16 protein-coding genes are annotated in these 19612 nt (G+C 60.5%); 15 read left to right on the top strand and 1 reads right to left on the bottom strand.

Translation table 11 applies throughout. The annotated features are described in order from the left end of the window. Positions 1 to 41: 41 nt before the first annotated feature. The 13 genes from NA619_RS12805 (at position 42) to NA619_RS12745 (ending at position 16054) form a co-directional block, all read left to right on the top strand. On the top strand, positions 42 to 1163 hold the full coding sequence (locus NA619_RS12805) for a tRNA-dihydrouridine synthase (RefSeq protein ID WP_255962232.1): 1122 nt from the start codon (positions 42 to 44) through the stop codon (positions 1161 to 1163). Between the two features lie 168 nt (positions 1164 to 1331). Beyond that, the gene (pqqA, locus tag NA619_RS12800; protein WP_003253598.1) at positions 1332 to 1403 is read left to right on the top strand and encodes a pyrroloquinoline quinone precursor peptide PqqA; all 72 of its coding nucleotides are present in this window, start codon (positions 1332 to 1334) and stop codon (positions 1401 to 1403) included. Positions 1404 to 1452: 49 nt separating this feature from the next. Then, positions 1453 to 2364: a pyrroloquinoline quinone biosynthesis protein PqqB gene (gene pqqB, locus NA619_RS12795; protein WP_255962231.1), complete on the top strand. Its 912-nt coding sequence runs from the start codon at positions 1453 to 1455 to the stop codon at positions 2362 to 2364. A gap of 91 nt (positions 2365 to 2455) precedes the next feature. Next, positions 2456 to 3208: a pyrroloquinoline-quinone synthase PqqC gene (gene pqqC / locus NA619_RS12790; RefSeq protein WP_255962230.1), complete on the top strand. Its 753-nt coding sequence runs from the start codon at positions 2456 to 2458 to the stop codon at positions 3206 to 3208. Positions 3209 to 3324: 116 nt separating this feature from the next. Continuing rightward, positions 3325 to 3603: a pyrroloquinoline quinone biosynthesis peptide chaperone PqqD gene (gene pqqD / locus NA619_RS12785; protein WP_255832004.1), complete on the top strand. Its 279-nt coding sequence runs from the start codon at positions 3325 to 3327 to the stop codon at positions 3601 to 3603. Beyond that, positions 3575 to 4729 (top strand): pyrroloquinoline quinone biosynthesis protein PqqE, encoded by a 1155-nt coding sequence (pqqE, locus tag NA619_RS12780; protein WP_255962229.1) that lies wholly within the window; start codon positions 3575 to 3577, stop codon positions 4727 to 4729. The genes pqqD and pqqE overlap by 29 nt, the downstream gene beginning before the upstream one ends. Positions 4730 to 4774: 45 nt before the next feature. Continuing rightward, entirely contained in the window at positions 4775 to 6661 is a 1887-nt protein-coding gene (locus NA619_RS12775; RefSeq protein WP_255962228.1) for an alpha/beta hydrolase family protein, read from the top strand. A gap of 141 nt (positions 6662 to 6802) precedes the next feature. Beyond that, on the top strand, positions 6803 to 7966 hold the full coding sequence (ercA, locus tag NA619_RS12770; RefSeq protein WP_255962227.1) for an alcohol dehydrogenase-like regulatory protein ErcA: 1164 nt from the start codon (positions 6803 to 6805) through the stop codon (positions 7964 to 7966). Continuing rightward, positions 7950 to 9638 (top strand): PAS domain-containing hybrid sensor histidine kinase/response regulator, encoded by a 1689-nt coding sequence (locus tag NA619_RS12765; protein WP_255962226.1) that lies wholly within the window; start codon positions 7950 to 7952, stop codon positions 9636 to 9638. The genes ercA and NA619_RS12765 overlap by 17 nt, the downstream gene beginning before the upstream one ends. Before the next feature lie 98 nt (positions 9639 to 9736). Further along, complete coding sequence (locus tag NA619_RS12760) at positions 9737 to 10060, top strand: hypothetical protein (RefSeq protein WP_255962223.1); 324 nt, start codon at positions 9737 to 9739, stop codon at positions 10058 to 10060. A 92-nt stretch (positions 10061 to 10152) separates the two neighbouring features. Further along, complete coding sequence (locus tag NA619_RS12755; protein WP_423836830.1) at positions 10153 to 11403, top strand: TolC family protein; 1251 nt, start codon at positions 10153 to 10155, stop codon at positions 11401 to 11403. Continuing rightward, positions 11400 to 12890, top strand: a complete 1491-nt coding sequence (locus tag NA619_RS12750; protein ID WP_255962222.1) for an efflux RND transporter periplasmic adaptor subunit — start codon at positions 11400 to 11402, stop codon at positions 12888 to 12890. The genes NA619_RS12755 and NA619_RS12750 overlap by 4 nt, the downstream gene beginning before the upstream one ends. Further along, positions 12887 to 16054 carry an efflux RND transporter permease subunit gene (locus NA619_RS12745; protein WP_255962221.1) on the top strand — a complete coding sequence of 1056 codons (3168 nt, stop codon included), beginning with the start codon at positions 12887 to 12889 and terminating at the stop codon, positions 16052 to 16054. The genes NA619_RS12750 and NA619_RS12745 overlap by 4 nt, the downstream gene beginning before the upstream one ends. A gap of 143 nt (positions 16055 to 16197) precedes the next feature. Here the strand turns inward: NA619_RS12745 and NA619_RS12740 are convergent, their stop codons facing one another. Then, positions 16198 to 16938, bottom strand: coding sequence for a hypothetical protein (locus tag NA619_RS12740; RefSeq protein ID WP_336605457.1), 741 nt, complete (start codon positions 16936 to 16938; stop codon positions 16198 to 16200). Between the two features lie 207 nt (positions 16939 to 17145). Between NA619_RS12740 and gacA the strand changes: the two genes are divergently transcribed. Together gacA and uvrC are read left to right on the top strand one after the other, a co-directional pair. After that, a complete protein-coding gene (gene gacA, locus NA619_RS12735; RefSeq protein ID WP_255962219.1) occupies positions 17146 to 17790 on the top strand; it encodes a response regulator transcription factor GacA in 645 nt (214 codons plus the stop codon). Next, the gene (gene uvrC, locus NA619_RS12730) at positions 17787 to 19610 is read left to right on the top strand and encodes an excinuclease ABC subunit UvrC (RefSeq protein ID WP_255962218.1); all 1824 of its coding nucleotides are present in this window, start codon (positions 17787 to 17789) and stop codon (positions 19608 to 19610) included. The genes gacA and uvrC overlap by 4 nt, the downstream gene beginning before the upstream one ends. Positions 19611 to 19612 lie beyond the last annotated feature (2 nt).

Here is a 19612-nt window from a genome sequence, read left to right as displayed (position 1 = left end):
CCTCAGATTCAGAACTATCTGCGTTAACGAGGATTTCCCGAATGCCCCAATTGCTCGAACCCACTCAGCTCAAGCAGCTGCGCCTGCGCAACCGTGTGGTGCTGGCACCGATGACCCGAGTCAGCGCCGAGCCAGAAGGCACCGCTAACGAGCTGATGCGCGACTACTACCAGGCATTCGCCGAGGGTGGATTCGGTCTGTTGATCTCCGAAGGCATCTACACCGACACAGCCTTCAGCCAAGGCTATTTGAACCAGCCAGGCCTGGCGACCGATGTTCAGCGCGACAGCTGGATCCCCCTGGTCGAGGCTGTGCACCAGGCCGGCGCCGCCTTTATCGCGCAGCTCATGCATGGCGGCGCCCAGACCCAGGGCAACATTCACCATGCCCGTCACGTCGCGCCCTCGGCAGTCCAACCCGAAGGGTCTCAGCTGAAGTTCTATGGCGGCGAAGGCCCTTATTCGACGCCTGCCGAGATAAGCGAAGAGGAAATTCAGGAAGTCATCGCCGGTTTCGCTCAAGCGGCACGACATGCGCGCGATGCAGGGTTCGATGGAGTTGAACTGCACGGTGCCAATGGTTACCTGCTGCACGAGTTCATGAGTGCGGAGTTCAATCAACGCACTGACCGGTGGGGCGGTGATTATCAGGCGCGCCTCGCGTTGCCTCTGGCTGTGATCAAAGCCGTTCGTGACGCAGTTGGGACAGAGTTCATCGTCGGCATGCGCCTTTCGCAAATCATGGTCACCAACAGCCACCTGAAATGGGAAGGTGGCGTCGAAGAAGCGAAAATCCGTATCGCCATGCTGACGGGGGCGGGCTTGGACTATCTGCATACCACCGAAGGCGACGCCGCAGCGCCCGCGTTTGCAGAGGGACCTTCGCTGTCTGCAATTGCCAAGGCGAGCGTGTCGATACCCGTGATCGGCAACGGCGGTGTGAAAACCGGTACGCAAGCGCAGCAGCTGCTCGACAAAGGTGAGATGGACATGGTCGCGATCGGCAAGGCGGCACTGGCCAATCACGACTGGCCGATTCGCGCCCGTGACGGGGATGAGATGACCGAGTTCGATTTCGCCATGCTTTCGCCCATGGCGACCGTCACCAATGAGCTGGCCTGGCGCGGTACGAATGACCGGCAGGCGACCCGCCAGCCCGTTTGAACCTGACGAGCGGCGCCACTGCTCTGAAAGCCGCGCCATAGCAGCGCTGGTCTTGAGGCACTACCAAGGCACGGCGCTGTCTCCTTCCAAAGTACCATTCTGCTTTCAGCGGAATAGGGTGCTTAATGAAACCGTCGGATCAACCGACGACCAGAAGAGGATCGACCTATGTGGACCAAACCCGCTTTTACCGACCTGCGCATTGGTTTCGAAGTCACCATGTACTTCGCCAATCGCTGATTGATCCCGCCCCGGCCCCGGCCGGGGCTCCGTTTTCAGGGAGCTGCCCATGTTCATCCAGATTCTCGGTTCGGCTGCTGGCGGCGGCTTCCCACAGTGGAACTGCAACTGCGCCAATTGCGCAGGGCTACGCAACGGAACGCTGCGTGCTCAGGCACGTACGCAGTCATCCATAGCCATCAGTGAAAATGGCGAGGACTGGATTCTGTGCAATGCATCGCCCGACATCCGTGCTCAGCTGGAGTCTTTTCCCAAGCTGCAGCCGGGCCGCGGCCCGCGAGATACCGCAATCAAGGCGATCATCCTGCTGGATAGCCAGATCGACCACACCACCGGCCTGCTGACATTGCGCGAGGGTTGCCCGCACGATGTCTGGTGTACCGAAATGGTCCATCAGGATCTTTCCACCGGGTTTCCGCTCTTCAAGATGCTCGAGCATTGGAACGGGGGCTTGAGTTGGAATCCGATTCCGTTGGAAGGCACGTTCAACATTCCGGCTTGCCCGAATCTGCGGATCACGCCAATCCCATTACGCAGTTCGGCGCCACCCTATTCGCCGCATCGTAACGACCCGCATCCTGGCGACAATATCGGCCTGTTGATCGAAGACCAGCAAAGCGGCGGCACGCTGTTCTATGCGCCAGGGCTGGGGCAGGTGAGCCCTGAGCTCCTGGCGATCATGCATCGGGCCGATTGCCTGCTGGTCGATGGCACGCTCTGGCGTGACGATGAAATGCGCGTGCGCGAAGTGGGCACAAAACTGGGTAGCGAGATGGGCCATCTTCACCAGAGCGGCCCGGGTGGCATGATCGAAGTACTCGATGGCATGTCGGCTTCCCGCAAGATCCTCATCCATATCAACAACACCAATCCGATCCTCGACGAGGATTCGCCCGAGCGCGCAGAGCTGGGCGAGCACGGGATTGAAGTGGCGTTCGATGGCATGAGCATCGAGCTGTAGCTCCGCCAAGCGCTACTCGGCTGGGTATCAGCGGTGGACTCTGCACTATCTGTTGCCGCTCAGCCCGCATCAACACCCTAAGGAAGCTCTTATGACTCTGCCAGCCATGACGCCCGCTGAATTCGAAGCGGCGCTACGCGCCAAGGGCGACTACTACCACATCCATCACCCGTTCCATCGCGCCATGTATGAAGGGCGCTCGACCCGCGAACAGATTCAGGGCTGGGTCGCGAATCGCTTCTATTACCAGGTCTGCATTCCGGTCAAAGATGCCGCAATCATGGCCAACTGCCCGGACCGTGACACCCGCCGCGAATGGGTCCAGCGCATCATCGACCACGATGGCGGCCCAGGCGAGGAGGGCGGTATCGAGGCTTGGCTGCGGCTCGCTGAATCCGTGGGGCTGGATCGCGAACAGGTGCTGTCACAGGAACTGGTGCTTCCCGGCGTGCGCTTCGCAGTGGATGCCTACGTCAACTTCGCCCGCCGCGCGGTCTGGCAGGAGGCGGCCAGCAGCTCGCTGACCGAGCTGTTCGCACCGACCATTCACCAGTCCCGACTGGATGCCTGGCCGCAGCACTACAGCTGGATCGATGCATCCGGTTACGACTATTTCCGCAAGCGCTTGAGCGAAGCGCGCCGCGACGTCGAGCATGGCCTGCGAATTACCTTGGAGCACTACAAGACCCGCGATGATCAGGAACGCATGCTGGAAATTCTTCAATTCAAGCTCGACGTTCTCTGGAGCATGCTCGACGCCATGAGCATGGCCTATGAACTGGATCGTCCGCCTTATCACACCGTGACCCGCGAGCGCGTCTGGCACAAGGGCATTACGTTCTGACTGGTTGTCTGAGCGACCTTTGATCGAGTGGCAGCAACGCTCGAATATCAAGCTTTAGGGTGGGCTTCAGCCCACCGTCCCGTACCGATGATGTTTCACTGGCGAGACAGAGGACCATGAGCAATATCCAACTGACCCAGATCCCAGTCTTTCGCCGCGGTTTCCGTTTTCAATGGGAGCCCGCGCAGAACTGCCACGTACTGCTATATCCCGAAGGCATGATCAAGCTGAACGAGAGTGCATCGGCCGTGCTGGGCGAAGTGGATGGTGCGCGGACGGTCGGCGCCATCGTCGCCGACTTGCAGGCCCGCTTTCCGGATGCCGAGGGTATCGAGGAAGACATCGTCGCATTCCTGGAGGTCGCCGTTGAACGGTTCTGGATCGAGCTTCGCTAAGCCGGGTTTCGAGCCCGGGCCGCCGCTCTGGCTGCTGGCCGAGCTGACCTATCGCTGCCCACTGCAGTGCCCCTATTGCTCGAACCCGCTGGATTTTGCCCGCAGCCATGACGAGCTGAGCACCGCCGAATGGATCGAGGTGTTCCGCCAGGCGCGGGAGCTGGGCGCCGCGCAACTGGGCTTTTCCGGGGGCGAACCCTTGGTTCGGCAAGATCTCGCAGAGCTGATCAAGGGCGCGCGGGACCTTGGCTACTACACCAACCTGATCACCTCCGGCATCGGCCTGACCGAAGAGAAGATCGGCTCGTTCGCCGATGCCGGGCTCGACCATATCCAGATCAGCTTTCAAGCCGCCGACGAAGAGGTGAACAACCTGCTCGCCGGGTCGAAGAAGGCTTTTGCGCAGAAGCTCGCCATGGCGCGGGCGGTCAAGGCGCACGGCTACCCGATGGTGCTCAACTTCGTTACCCATCGGCACAACATCGACAATATCGAGCGCATCATTGAACTCTGCCTGGAGCTGGAAGCCGACTTCGTGGAACTTGCCACCTGCCAGTTCTACGGCTGGGCCGAGCTCAATCGCGCCGGCCTGCTGCCAAGTAAGGCACAGCTGGTTCGGGCCGAGCGGATCACCAACGAGTGGCGCGACAAGCTTGCCGCTCAAAACCATCCCTGCAAGCTGATCTTCGTCACGCCTGACTATTATGAAGAGCGCCCCAAGGGCTGTATGAATGGCTGGGGCAACCTGTTCCTCGACATCACTCCGGACGGCACGGCCTTGCCTTGCCACAGCGCGCGTCAGCTGCCGATCAGCTTTCCCAACGTTCGCGAGCAGAGCATCGAGCAGATCTGGAAGCACTCGATGGGCTTCAACAAGTTTCGCGGTTTCGACTGGATGCCTGAGCCTTGTCAGTCCTGCGATGAAAAGGAAAAAGACTTCGGCGGCTGCCGTTGCCAGGCCTTCATGCTTACCGGCGATGCGACCAACGCAGACCCGGTTTGCAGCAAATCAGCGCATCACAGCAAGATTCTCGCCGCACGCACCGAGGCCGAACACTCGCCTCGCGGGCTGGATGAACTGACCTTTCGCAACGAGAAGGCATCGAAGTTGATCCTCAAGGTCTGATGGCGCAGCTTAGCTTCATATGACTGGCCGACCCGGAGTGATTGAATGACCAAGACTGAAACGCCATACGGCTTCTGGCCCAGTGACTGGACGGCAACAAAAGCTGCGTCTTCCAGCCGCGATTTTGCCGAGCTGCGCGCGGGGCACGATGGGTTGTTCTGGATTCAGTACGATCCGGCTGACGGGCGTTGCACGCTTTGGTATTGGCGCGAAGGTGTAGCGAGCTGCCTGACGCCTGCCGAGTTTTCTTTGCGCAGCCGGGTATACGAATACGGCGGTGGTGCGTTCTGCCTGACCGGAGACGGCGTTGCGTTCGTCAACGAGCAGGATCAGCAGATTTACCTTCAGAAATTGCCAGCTGCTGACGCGAGCCGTCCGGCAGCACTGACCGCACGTGCCGAATCACGCTATGGCGATCTGCAGTTCGACAGCCGCCGAAATGCGATTCTGGCGGTGGAGGAAACGCATACAAAGGACCGCGTCGATCATCGATTGGTGAGCGTTTCGCTAAGCGATGGCGAGCGTCTCGTGCTGGCCGAAGGAGCGGACTTCTATGCATCGCCGGCGCTCGACGCAACGGGTGAGCGTCTCGCCTGGATTGAGTGGCAGCGTCCGGAGCAGCCCTGGACGGCGACCAGCCTTTGGCTGGCCGAGTACAAAGGCGAAGGGCTCGGTCACGCCACATGCCTGGCCGGCGCGGACGGTGGCGAGTCGCTGCAGCAGCCACGCTTTGCTGAAGACGGCACCCTCTATTGCCTGAATGACCGCGACGGCTGGTGGCAGCCCTGGCAGATGAAGGGCATCGTGCTTGCGCCGATTAGCGACAGGGTCACCACCAAACGCTTCGATCACGCCCCAGCCCCCTGGCAGCTGGGTACTGTCAGCTTCCTGCCGGCTGGTCAGGGCTGTCTGCTGCTGACTCGCATGGTGGATGGTTATGGGTTACTGATCGAACAGGATGCGCAGGGCAAGGAGCGTCAGCTGGGAACCGAGTACAGCCGCTGCCGACAGCTCGCCGCAGACGCACGGCGCTATTACTGCATCGCTTCTTCGCCGATCCAGGCGCCTGCTGTGGTAGCAATAGACCGCACTAGCGGGGCGGTCGACGTGCTGGCTGGCGGTGAACAGCCGTTACCCGCGGAGGAACTGTCACGACCGCAACCTTTCGCCTTCGCCACGGGGAAAGGGGAGGTCGCTCACGCTTTCTTCTATCCGCCCAGCAACGCGCTATGCCGCGGCCTTGCCGATACGAAGCCACCGCTGGTGGTGTTCATGCATGGCGGGCCGACTTCCGCGAGCTATCCCGTCTTCGATCCGCGCATCCAGTATTGGACCCAACGCGGCTTTGCCGTTGCCGACATCAACTACCGCGGCAGCAGCGGCTTTGGTCGTGCCTACCGACAGCGGCTGCGATTCGAGTGGGGGGTTGTCGACGTGGAGGACGCCTGTGCGGCTGTGCAGTCATTGGCCATGCGCGGCCAGATCGACGCCGCAAGAACCTTCATCCGCGGCTCTAGCGCGGGCGGCTACAGCGCGCTTTGTGCGTTGGCAACCGACTCCGGCCTTACCGGTGGCGCCAGCCTTTACGGAGTCAGTGACCCATTGGCGTTGCGCCGCGTTACCCACAAATTCGAGGCAGACTATCTGGACTGGCTGATCGGCGATCCGGAAGCAGATGCCGAGCGCTTCCGTGTCCGCACGCCTCTGAACAATGCATCGTCGATCCGCGTGCCGGTGATCTTTTTCCAGGGCGGTCAAGATGTGGTGGTTCTGCCGGAACAAACCGAGTCCATGGTCAAGGCATTGAAGGAGCAGGGCGTCGAGGTGGAGTATCAGCTCTATCCCGACGAGCGCCACGGCTTTCGGCAGGCCGCCAACCTGGCGGACGCTCTCGAGAAGGAGTGCGCGTTCTACCAGCGTTTGCTGGTTTAGCCATCGCGCGCCGTTTCCCGTTGCATAGAAACGGGGCAACGAGCATAAGAGGACGGGTGGATGCGCCGTTTTGCCAATTGCTTTGGTCGCCGAAAGCAGTAGGCTGCACACCGGTAACAAATAATAACGATAGGCCGTTGTATGAGCCCAAACCTTAGCCTGCAGCGCAAGTTCGTCTCGCCGGAGATCGTCTTCGGTGCGGGGTGCCGTCACAGTGCTGGAAACTACGCAAAAAATTTCGGTGCCCGCAAAGTTTTGCTGGTGTCCGACCCGGGCGTCGTAGCTGCCGGTTGGGTCGCGGATATTCAAGCCAGCCTGACCAGTCAGGATATCGATTACCACCTGTTTACCCAGGTATCGGCCAACCCTCGCGCCGAGGAAGTGATGATCGGGGCAGAGGTCTACCGCAACGAGGGCTGCAACGTCATCGTCGCGGTAGGCGGCGGCAGCCCGATGGACTGCGCCAAGGGCATCGGTATCGCGGTTGCGCATGGTCGCAACATCATCGAGTTCGAAGGCGTCGATACGTTGAGGGTGCCGAGCCCGCCGTTGATTCTGATTCCGACGACCGCCGGTACCTCGGCCGACGTGTCGCAGTTCGTGATCATCTCCAATCAGCAGGAGCGGATGAAGTTTTCCATCGTCAGCAAAGGCGCCGTACCGGATGTCTCGCTGATCGATCCGGAAACCACGCTCAGCATGGATCCGTTCCTGTCAGCCTGTACGGGTATCGACGCGCTGGTGCATGCCATCGAAGCCTTCGTCTCTACCGGCAACGGCCCGCTGACAGACCCTCATGCACTTGAGGCCATGCGCCTGATCAATGGCCATCTGGTGCAGATGATTGCCGATCCGTCGGATATCAAGCTTCGCGAGAAGATCATGCTCGGCAGCATGCAGGCCGGCCTAGCCTTTTCCAACGCCATTCTGGGTGCTGTGCACGCGATGTCCCATAGTCTCGGAGGATATCTGGACCTCCCGCACGGGCTATGCAATGCGGTGCTGGTCGAGCACGTTGTGGCATTCAACTACGACTCCGCGCCGGATCGCTTCAAGATCGTCGCCGAAACCCTCGGGATCGACAGTCGTGGTTTGAATCATCGACAGATCCGCGAACGGCTCATGCAGCATCTGATCAGCCTCAAGCAGGCCATTGGTTTCAGCGAGACACTGAGCCTGCATGGAGTCAATATTTCCGACATTCCATTCCTGTCCCAGCATGCGATGCAGGACCCTTGCATCCTCACCAACCCCCGCTCCTCGACCCAACGCGACGTCGAAGTGGTTTATGCCGAAGCACTCTGAGCAAAATGATGCACTCGCCGGCCTGCTCGGCCTCGGGACCTACTCGGCCCGCAAGAGTCACTACCCGGAACTGGTCGCGCGTCTCGAAGAGCTGGAAGCCGAGCGCAACCGCTATAAATGGCTGTTCGAGCACGCGGTGCACGGCATTTTTCAGGCCAGCCTGCAGGAAGGTATCCGCGCAGCCAATCCTGCGCTGGCGCGGATGCTCGGTTATGAGGATCCATCCGAGGCGCTTTGGCGACTCACCGATCTTTCGCATCATCTGTTCATCGGGGGCGAGGACGAGCTGCGGCAGATCCGCCATACGCTGAGCAGCCAACAGGGCCTGTTCGGCTACGAGACCCGCCTGCGTCGCAAGGACGGCAGCGCCATCGACGTCATGATGAACCTCCTCCTCAAACCGGACGAAGAAGGCTTGGTTGAAGGCTTCGTCGCTGACATCACCGAGCGCAAGCTCGCCCAGCGGCGTCTGTTGCAGCTCAACGAGCAGCTTGAGCAGCGGGTGACCGGACGCACGCTGGAATTGCGCAAGGCGCGCGATGCCGCGGAGGCCGCCAATCACAGCAAGGACAAGTACCTGGCCGCGGCCAGCCATGACCTTTTGCAGCCGCTGAACGCGGCGCGGTTGCTGATCTCCACCCTACGTGAGCGGGGGCTCCCGGACAGCGAGCGAAACCTGGTCGAACGGGCTCATCAGGCGCTCGAAGGAGCCGAGGACCTGCTTACCGATCTGCTGGATATTTCCAAGCTGGATCAGCAGGCAATAAAGCCTGACATCGATGTGTACCGACTCGATGAAGTGCTGCTGCCGCTGGTCTCCGAGTTTCAATCAGTGGCCGACGCGGCGGGGCTCGGCTTCGAGCATTACATTCCGGCATACGCACTACGCACTGACTTCCGGCTGCTGACGCGGATTCTGCGCAACTTCCTCAGCAATGCTTGCCGATACACGGACAAGGGGCGGGTGCTGTTGGGCGCACGCAAGCGTGGCGACCGCCTGCGCATCGAGGTGTGGGACACCGGCCGTGGCATCGAGGCGGATCAGATCACGTCGATCTTTCTCGAGTTCAATCAGCTGGGTGTCAAACGCGCAGCCGAGCGAGCGGGAGTCGGATTGGGCCTGGCAATCGTCGATCGCATCGCCTCCATGTTGGATTACCGCGTACAGGTGCGTTCACAACCGGGCCGTGGTTCGGTGTTCAGCATCGACGTGCCGCTGGCGGATAACCCTGTAGCGTCGCCAACCGAGGCGCCTTTGATGGTGCCCGTGCTGGGCGACCCGCTCCCAGGCCGGCGGTTGCTGGTGTTGGATAACGAGCTGAGCATTCTGCACAGCATGGCTGCATTGCTCGAACAGTGGGGCTGCGAGGTCGTGACAGCGACGGATGAGGCGGCCGCGCTGAGGGTGCTCGATGGCGTCCCGCCCGAAGTGATCCTCGCCGATTACCATCTTGATCAGGGCGTGACGGGTTGGGAGGTGGCGACCTCGCTGTGTGCCCATTTCGGACAACCGATCCCGGTCGTGATGGTTACGGCCGACCGCAGCGACCAGTGCCGCCGCCAGTTGCAGGGCCTCGGCGTGCCGGTATTGAACAAGCCGGTCAAGGCCGGGAAGATGCGTTCGGTCCTGAGTCACTTGCTGGCTGATACACCTGAGCGTCCGGACTTTTGAAAAAACGATCCAGATCAATTATTCGTGCCCGACTCAGCGCATAAACTCGCGTTATGAAACATCGCCTCCGTCTTGTTTTCGCTCTGTTGATCAGCTTGATGCTTCCCATAAACGGGATGGCAGCGTTACAGCTGGCTTCGGCGCAGTGCGCGATGGGCGAGTTGGGTATGGCGCATGGCGCATCCGACGTGCATGAAGTGCATGACAACTCGCGCGTTGAGAGCCCCCACCCACCCCAGAACGTGCATGACGATAACGGCGTGCTCTGCGCCGATGGGCAGCAATGCCAGACTGCTAGCCTGCTACTGCCCCAGTTCAACAAGCCGCCTGTTTCCGGCCCTGAACTGAATCTCGCCACCTACGTGTCCAACCATACGCCAACGCCCACGGGCGACAGCCACTGGCGCCCCCCACGCTTCTGATTCCTTGCTGACCTGAGCAGCCTTTCACCCTCGTGAAGTGATGGGCTCAAGACACGTGCTTTTGGCACGTACGCTCCAAAGGAATCGTAATCATGAAATCCCGATACCCTCGCACCCGCCTGCTCGGCGCGGCGGTGTGCTGCTGCGTCATGCTGGTGCCCATATCGGCTGCTGCGCTGACCTTCGAAAACGCATTGCAGCTCGCTGAGCGTCAATCACCTTCGCTTCAGGCCGAAGCATCAAAACTGATCGCTGCGAAGCAGAGCGCGACGCCTGCCGGTGAGCTGCCGGATCCGAAATTGCTGTTGGGGCTGCAGAACCTTCCCATCGACGGAGACGCCGCCTGGCGTCCTGGGGAGGACGGGATGACCATGCAGATGATCGGCCTGATGCAAGAGGTTCCAAACCGCGACAAGCGTGAAGCGCGTGTCGAGCTGGCTCAGGCGGGTATCAGTCGTGCGGAGGCCGAACGCCACATCGAAGCGCTGAAGGTGCGGCAGGCGACCGCGCAGGCCTGGATTGCGACCCACACCGTCGAGCGCAAGCAGTATCTGCTCAGGACGCTGTACGACGAAAACCGCCTGCTCGCTGAAACGGTGCAGGCGAAGATCGCTGGTGGTCGCGGACAAGTCGCTGACGTTGTCATTCCCCGTCAAGAGGCGGCGTTGCTGGCTGAGCGTGAGGACGAGCTGATCCAATTGCGCAGCCAGGCGCGGGCATCACTGACACGATGGATTGGCGAAGCCGGGCAGCAACCACTGAGCGGCAACCTGCCCGGTTGGTCGGTGGACGGGCAGGCCATGCTCTCCAGTGTGCAGGCACACCCCGAGATTGCTGCCTACGCACCGAAGCTGCGCGAGGCTCAGGCGCGTATCGGCGAAGCGACTGCCGAGACGAAGCCGGACTGGAGTTGGGAGGTCGACTATCTCAAGCGTGGCCGTGAATACGGCGACATGATCAACCTCACCTTCAGTTTTGATCTGCCGATCTTTCAGCGCTCGCGGCAGAGCCCGCGCATCGCCGCCAGACATGCGCAGCTCAACCAGCTGGAAGCCGAGCGCGAAGCCAGTCAGCGAGCCTTTGCCGAACAGCTTTCCGTCGAACTGGCTGAGTTGCAGAGGATTCAGCGTGCCTTAACACGCACGGTCGAGACCTTTTTACCGCTGGCTCAGGAGCGAGCGGACCTCGCACTGGCCGGCTACAGGGCTGGGACCAGTGAGTTGGATACCGTGCTCGACGCGCGTCGAGAGCTGATCGAAACCCGCCTGAAACAGATTGACCTGGAAGGCCTGCACGCCATCGCGGCTGCACGGTTGCATTTCGCCTACGGAGACGCCCAATGAGCCGAGCATCAGTGAAGATAATCACGGCGGCCGGTGTGGCTGCCGTTTTGGGTTTGGCCGGTGGCTATTGGCTGGCGCAAACAAACTCAACGGCGCTGCCAGCGGACTCGGCTAAACCGGGCCCAACGCAGACAGAGCGAACAGTACTCTATTGGTATGACCCAATGGTGCCGCAGCACAAGTTCGACAAGCCCGGCAAATCGCCCTTTATGGATATGCAGCTGGTTCCGCGCTACGCCGACGAGGGCGGCAGTTCAGCAAGCATCAGCATCGACCCGGCCGTCACGCAGAACCTCGGCGTGCGGCTGGCAACGGTGAGTCGAGGTTCGATCGCGAGACAGGTCGAGGCGGTTGGTGTGCTCGGCTATAACGAGCGCGATGTGGCTCGGGTGCAGGCCAGAGCGGCAGGGTTCGTCGAGCGTGTCTATCAACTGGCCCCGGGCGATATTGTGGAGAAGGGCGCGCCGCTGGTGGATTTGCTGATACCCGAGTGGGCAGCAGCGCAGGAAGAATATCTGGCGTTACGCCGGATTGGCGATCCGCATTTACTAAAAGGCGCACGCCAACGTTTGCACCTCGCTGGGATGCCGGCGGATATCGTGCGCCAGCTGGAGCGCACTGCACGGGTGCATACGCACCTGACGATCAGAGCGCCCATCGGTGGTGTTCTGCAGGCGTTGGATATTCGTGAGGGCATGAGCGTCGCATCTGGCGCTTCGTTGGCGTTGATCAACGGGCTGGACAGCGTCTGGCTCGAAATCGCGGTCCCTGAAGCACAGGGCGGCGCGATACACGTCGGTCAGGAGGCCACCGCACAGCTCCCGGCACTGCCAGGCGAAACGGTTAGCGGCCGCGTAACGGCGATACTTCCTGAAGCAACCGCCGCCAGTCGCACCCTGCGTGTTCGGGTTGAATTGCCTAATCCGGACGGCCAGCTTCGTCCCGGGTTGACGGCGCGGGTAACTGTAGCGGATGCGGCTGCAGAGCCGGTGCTGCTGGTTCCAAGCGAAGCCGTAATCCGCACCGGCAAACGTGCCTTGGTGATGGTTGCGGACACAGGTGGTCGTTACCGGCCGGTCGAAGTCCGGCTTGGCGCTGACAGTGGCCGTCAGACAGCCATCCTTCAAGGCTTGGAAGAAGGTCAACAGGTAGTTGCGTCCGGTCAGTTTCTGATCGATTCAGAAGCCAGCTTGCGCGGCATTACCGCCGCCGTCACGGAGGAACTCCAGAACCCGGATCAAGCCAGCATGGCTCGGGCACTGCATGAGTCGGAAGGTCGTATCGTCGAACTTGATGAGCAGCGGGTGAAGATCGCCCATGGTCCATTTCATACCCTGGGAATGCCAGGCATGACGATGCGTTTCGATTTGGAAAACGCACATCTGCTGCACGGTATTACTGAAGGCGACCGGGTGAGGTTCGCAGTACGCGAGACCGACAACGGTCTGGTCATCGAACAGCTCAGCAAGCAGGAGCACCAGCCATGATTGCCGCGCTGATACGCTGGTCCGTGGTTAACCGTTTTCTGGTGTTGCTGGCGACCCTGCTGATCACCGCAGTCGGCATCTGGTCAGTGATCACCACGCCGATTGATGCGCTGCCGGACCTGTCCGATGTGCAAGTGATCATTCGCACGCCTTATCCAGGCCAGGCGCCGCAGATTGTTGAAAATCAGGTCACCTATCCGCTAACCACCACCATGCTTTCGGTACCGGGTGCGAAGACGGTTCGCGGTTATTCATTCTTCGGTGACAGCTATGTCTATGTGCTGTTCGAAGACGGCACGGACCTGTACTGGGCACGCTCGCGGGTGCTGGAGTACCTCAGCCAGGTGCAGAGTCGCCTGCCGACCAGTGCCAAGCCGTCGCTCGGCCCGGATGCCACCGGCGTCGGCTGGATCTACCAATACGCGCTGGTCGATCGCAGCGGCAATCACGACCTGGCGCAGCTGCGTAGCCTGCAGGACTGGTTTCTCAAGTACGAACTAATCACGCTGCCCAACGTGGCCGAGGTTGCGACCATCGGCGGAATGGTCAAGCAATATCAGGTGGTGCTCGATCCGCTGAAAATGGCCAGCCTTGGTATCACTCAGGCGCAGGTCAACGAAGCCATCGGCCGAGCCAATCAGGAAACCGGCGGCGCGGTGTTGGAACTGGCGGAAACCGAATACATGGTGCGTGCCTCTGGCTATCTGAAGACCCTGGATGACTTTCGCAACATTCCCTTGCAGCTCAGTGCTGCCGGCGTTCCGGTGACGCTGGGGGAGGTGGCGCATATCCAGCTTGGCCCGGAAATGCGACGGGGCATAGCCGAACTCGACGGGGAGGGTGAGACCGTTGGCGGTGTGGTGATCCTGCGCAGTGGAAAGAATGCCCGCGAAACCCTCACAGCCATCCACGCCAAGCTCGATTCGTTGCGCAAGAGCCTGCCAAAGGGCGTCGAGATCCTCACCACCTACGATCGCAGCCAGCTCATTGACCGCGCAGTAGAGAACCTCAGCTTCAAGCTTCTGGAAGAATTCATCGTCGTTGCACTGGTGTGCGGGCTGTTCCTCTGGCATTTGCGCTCGTCGTTGGTGGCGATCGTTTCCCTGCCGATCGGGGTACTGATCGCGTTCGCCGTGATGCGCTACCAGGGCATCAACGCCAACATCATGTCCCTGGGCGGCATTGCAATTGCGATTGGCGCGATGGTCGACGCCGCCGTGGTAATGATCGAGAACGCCCACAAGAAGGCTGAAGCCTGGCGCCATGCGAATCCGGGGAAGGTTCTCGACGGCGACGAACATTGGCGAGTGATGACCACAGCCGCGCAGGAAGTCGGTCCTGCGCTGTTCTTCTGCCTGTTGATCATCACACTGTCGTTCATTCCGGTGTTTACGCTCGAAGCGCAGGAGGGGAGGCTGTTCGGCCCGCTGGCATTCACCAAGACCTATGCCATGGCTGCTGCGGCAGGGCTCTCCGTCACGCTGGTCCCAGTACTCATGGGTTACTGGATTCGTGGAAAACTGCCAGACGAATCGCGCAATCCCCTCAACCGCGGGCTGATCCGCATCTATCGGCCTGCCCTGGACGCGGTGCTCGATCATCCAAAGGCCACCATCGCCGTCGCGCTACTGGTCCTTGCCACGACCTTGTGGCCTATGTCGCGCCTCGGCGGTGAGTTCCTGCCGCCGATGGACGAGGGCGATCTGCTCTACATGCCGTCAGCGCTGCCGGGGCTTTCGGCGCAAAAGGCCTCGCAGCTGTTGCAGCAGACGGATCGAATGATCCGCAGCGTGCCGGAGGTAGCCCGGGTGTTCGGCAAGGCTGGTCGCGCCGAATCCGCCACCGATCCGGCGCCGCTGGAAATGTTTGAAACCACCATCCAGTTCAAGCCGCGAGATCAGTGGCGCGCTGGAATGACACCCGAAAAGCTGGTGGACGAGCTAGACCGCGCCGTGCAAGTGCCAGGCTTGACCAATATCTGGATCCCGCCGATCCGCAACCGTATCGACATGCTCGCGACCGGCATCAAGAGCCCGATCGGGGTAAAGATTGCCGGGGCCAATCTGGAGGAAATCGACCGCGTCAGCCAGCAGGTCGAAGCGGTCGCCAAGACGGTGCCAGGCGTCAGCTCGGCACTGGCCGAGCGGCTGGTCGGCGGACGCTACATCGACATCGACATCGACCGTCAGGATGCTGCTCGCTATGGGCTGAATATTGCGGATGTTCAATCCATCGTGGCCAGTGCCATCGGCGGGGAGACCATTGGCGAGACGGTAGAAGGGCTCGCGCGCTATCCCATCAGCGTGCGTTATCCCCGGGAGTGGCGAGATTCACCGCAGGCGCTTGAGCACTTGCCGATCCTCACGCCTTTGGGTAGCCAGATCACATTAAGTAGCGTGGCGCGGGTAGCGGTCAGCGACGGTCCGCCGATGTTGCGCAGCGAAAATGCACGGCTCACCGGCTGGGTATACATCGACGTGCGCGGTCGCGACATTGCCTCGGTGGTGGCCGACCTGCGCGACGAGGTTAACGCCAACGTTCCTTTGCTGCCGGGGATGAGCCTCAGCTACTCCGGCCAGTTCGAGTACCTGGAGCGCGCCAACGCCCGACTCAAACTGGTGGTGCCCGCTACGCTGTTGATCATCTTCGTGCTGCTGTACCTGACGTTCAGCCGTTTCGATGAAGCGCTGCTGATCATGCTGACGCTGCCGTTCGCCCTTACGGGTGGCGTGTGGTTCCTCTACCTGATGGGCTTCAACCTTTCGGTCGCGACCGGCGTCGGCTTCATTGCTTTGGCGGGCGTGGCCGCAGAGTTCGGCGTGATCATGCTGCTCTATCTGAAAAATGCATGGTTCGATGAGCAGAAGGCCGGACGGGCCGATGAGGCTGGATTGTGCTCGGCTATACGTGAAGGTGCGGTTCAACGGGTGCGGCCCAAAGCGATGACCGTCGCCGTGATTGTCGCCGGCCTGCTTCCCATCTTTTGGGGCAGCGGCACCGGCAGCGAAGTGATGAGCCGCATCGCCGCGCCGATGGTGGGCGGCATGCTCAGCGCGCCATTGTTATCGCTGTTCGTGATTCCGGCGGCGTATCGACTTATGCGGCGCCGCTCTCTGGCTGGCGCAGGGAAATTACGCGGGGAATCGGAGGGTAGCGGCAGCTGATCTAGTTGGCCGGCGATGCCTGCGTGAGGGGCATTCATGGCGCCAACACCTGAGCGCCGCCCCCCTGACAGAGCGAAGACACCGTTTGCGGCACTCCCGTACCAGCAGTCAGCAAGGCAGTGAAACGATCAACTTGGGTGCATCTATCCAGCCTGGAAACCCAGGAGCAACAGGGAGTACCCGACAGCGCCAAGCAGAAAGGCGCTGAAACGGCTGTCCCGTTCCTCCGGCAATTCCTCTTTCAGCACGTTAAGGATGATCGAGCCCCCCACAAACGCGGTCAGTGCCGAGACGGCAAGCTCGGAGACTTCAATAAAAAGCCCCAAGGCCCACCCAGCAAGAGGCGTCATCGCGAGCAACCATCGCCCCCGACGCCTGAACAGGTCCTTGTGATCATTTTGAAGCGCGAAATCGTTGACCAGAAAATGCAGGCTCATGGCGATGCAGTACAGCACAAGGGTGCTGAGACCGTTATTCTCGCCATGCACCAGTAGATAGCCGATGAGCCCGTTGTAGATGGCGAAGGCGGCGATATGTAGCCAGAACACTCCGGCGTGCGACTCCTGATGCTCAGGCAGCTCGCGGCGGTGTTTCTTGATCAGTCGTTCAAGGCCATAGAACGCGGCCAGTCCGAGCAGAGCCAAGAGATAAACGTGATGTTCCAGATAGCTCAGCAACCAGATGTCACTACCGTCCATCACTTCCTGGCCTCTTGCGAGTTCAGGAAGCAGATGCACGAAAACATAGGCCACAGAGACGCCACCAGCAGTGGAGAGCCATCCACTGCGCGGTATGCGGCCGAGGTTTCGCAGCCGTCCCGCAAATACGTGAACAGCAGCAAACACAAGGGCTGCGATTAAACTGACTAACAAGAGCGGTACCATTGATTGGGGACTATGTTGATCAATGAGTCAGACTTGCATTGAGGCTGTGCCGTTCATACGAAATGCCAGGCATTGCCGGTGCGCTTGATGTCACATGGCCAGCTTTAGACGTATGGTCTGGGTAAGGCGCTGAGTTTTTGTTAGAGTTCGCCGCTTATTGAAGCGAGCAGCCAGCCAGCTTTGAATTTGCACAAAAGAGGTGTCTGCTTGATTAGGGTGCTGGTGGTCGATGACCACGATCTGGTACGCACAGGCATATCCCGAATGCTCGCCGACATCGATGGCCTGCAGGTTATCGGTCAGGCGGAATCCGGCGAGTCCGCGATCAAGAAGTCGCGTGAACTGAAGCCGGACGTCGTGCTGATGGACGTCAAAATGCCAGGAATCGGGGGCCTCGAAGCGACCCGCAAACTCCTGCGCAGTCACCCTGACATCAAGGTCATTGCGGTCACGATCTGCGAAGAAGATCCGTTCCCGACTCGCCTCCTGCAGGCGGGCGCCGCCGGATACCTGACCAAGGGGGCTGCCCTCGATGAAATGGTTCAGGCAATCCGCATGGTTTTCGCCGGGCAGCGTTATATCAGCCCGCAGATCGCGCAGCAGCTGGCGTTGAAATCATTCCAGCCCAAGGTTAATGGCTCACCTTTCGATCTGCTGTCCGAGCGCGAGATCCAGATTGCATTGATGATCGCCAACTGCCAGAAGGTCCAGACGATCTCTGACAAGCTGTGCCTGTCGCCGAAGACCGTCAATACTTACCGTTACCGTATTTACGAGAAACTCTCGGTCAGCAGCGACGTGGAGCTGGCGCTACTGGCGGTACGCCACGGCATGGTCGACACCATCAATTGATGAGCGGCTTCGACTCCTCTGCATTTCTTGCTTCCTGTAGCGGGCGACCCGGTGTCTACCGGATGTTCGACGCCGATGCCAAGCTGCTGTATGTCGGCAAGGCGAAGAACCTCAAGAAGCGACTGGCGAGTTACTTCCGCAAGGTCGGGCAGGCGCCGAAGACCGCAGCATTGGTGGCCAGGATCGCGCAGGTCGAGACCACCATCACAGCCAATGAAACCGAAGCATTGTTGCTTGAGCAAACGCTCATCAAGCAATGGCGCCCGCCCTACAACATCCTGCTGCGCGACGATAAGTCATACCCTTATGTGTTTCTTTCGAGCGGTGACTTTCCACGGCTCAGCATTCACCGTGGCGCGAAGAAAGGTCAGGGGCGCTACTTCGGCCCGTATCCCAGCGCCGGAGCGATTCGAGAGAGCCTGAGCCTTCTGCAGAAAGCCTTCTTTGTGCGCCAGTGCGAGGACAGCTACTACCGCAATCGCACCCGACCCTGCTTGCAGTACCAGATCAAGCGCTGCAAGGCGCCGTGCGTCAACCTGGTCAGTGCCGAGGAATACGCCGAAGACGTTCGTCACTCGGTGATGTTTCTGGAAGGCCGTAGCAATGCGCTAGCCGAAGAGCTTTCGAAAAACATGGAAAAGGCCGCGATGGCGCTCGATTTCGAGCGCGCTGCGGAGATTCGCGACCAGATCGGCATCCTGCGCCGGGTACAGGACCAGCAAAGCATGGAGGGCGGCACCGGCAACGTCGATATCGTCGCGGCGGTGGTGAGCCCCGGTGGTGCTTGCGTCCATCTGATCAGCGTGCGCAGCGGACGGGTGCTAGGCAGCAAGAATTTCTTCCCACAGGTCGCCATCGAAGAAAGCGTCAGCGACGTGCTTCAGGCGTTCCTTGAGCAGTACTACCTCAGCTCGGTCGAGCGCGAGTTGCCTGCCGAACTGATCGTCAATGCGGTCCATGAAGATTTCGAAACGTTGATCAGTGCCATTGACGAGCTGCGCGACGTCGAGCTGACGATCACGCATCGTGTCCGCGGTACCCGTGCACGTTGGCAGCAGCTTGCGCTCACCAACGCAGAACAGGCCATGGGGGCGCGATTGGCGAACAGGCAACATCTCGCCGCACGCTTCCAGGCCTTGGCCGAGGCGCTCCATCTGGATGAGATTCCGACTCGCCTCGAATGCTTCGATATCAGCCATTCAAGTGGCGAGGCCACGGTTGCCTCTTGCGTGGTGTTTGGACCGGAAGGACCATTGAAGTCCGATTACCGCCGTTACAACATCGAGGGCGTGACTGCAGGCGACGATTACGCAGCGATGCACCAGGCACTTTCACGACGCTTCAAGAAGGCTGCCGACGGGGAGGGCAAGCTTCCGGGCATCCTGTTGGTAGACGGCGGCAAGGGGCAGTTGAACATGGCTCGCGACGTGATGCAGGAGCTCGCAGTCCCCGAATTGATTCTGTTGGGCGTGGCCAAGGGCGTTACGCGCAAGCCCGGCCTGGAGACCCTGTATCTGAACGACGCAGCGCATGAGTTCACGCTTCCGGGCGATTCACCGGCGCTGCACCTGATTCAGCAGGTGCGCGACGAGGCGCACCGTTTCGCCATTACCGGTCACCGTGCACGACGAGGAAAAGCCAGGACTACCTCGACGCTGGAAGGCGTCCCGGGCATCGGCCCGAAGCGCCGTCGCGAACTGCTCAAGCACTTTGGCGGTCTTCAAGAACTCTGCCGCGCGAGTCTCGATGAAATCGCCAAGGCGCCTGGGATCAGTAAAAAGCTTGCGGAGTTGATTTATGCCACTCTGCACAGTGAGTAGAA

Origin of the sequence: Stutzerimonas stutzeri (assembly GCF_024448895.1) — a bacterium.
GTDB classification, from domain to species: domain Bacteria; phylum Pseudomonadota; class Gammaproteobacteria; order Pseudomonadales; family Pseudomonadaceae; genus Stutzerimonas; species Stutzerimonas stutzeri_Q.
This window is presented reverse-complemented; position numbering and strand designations above follow the sequence as displayed.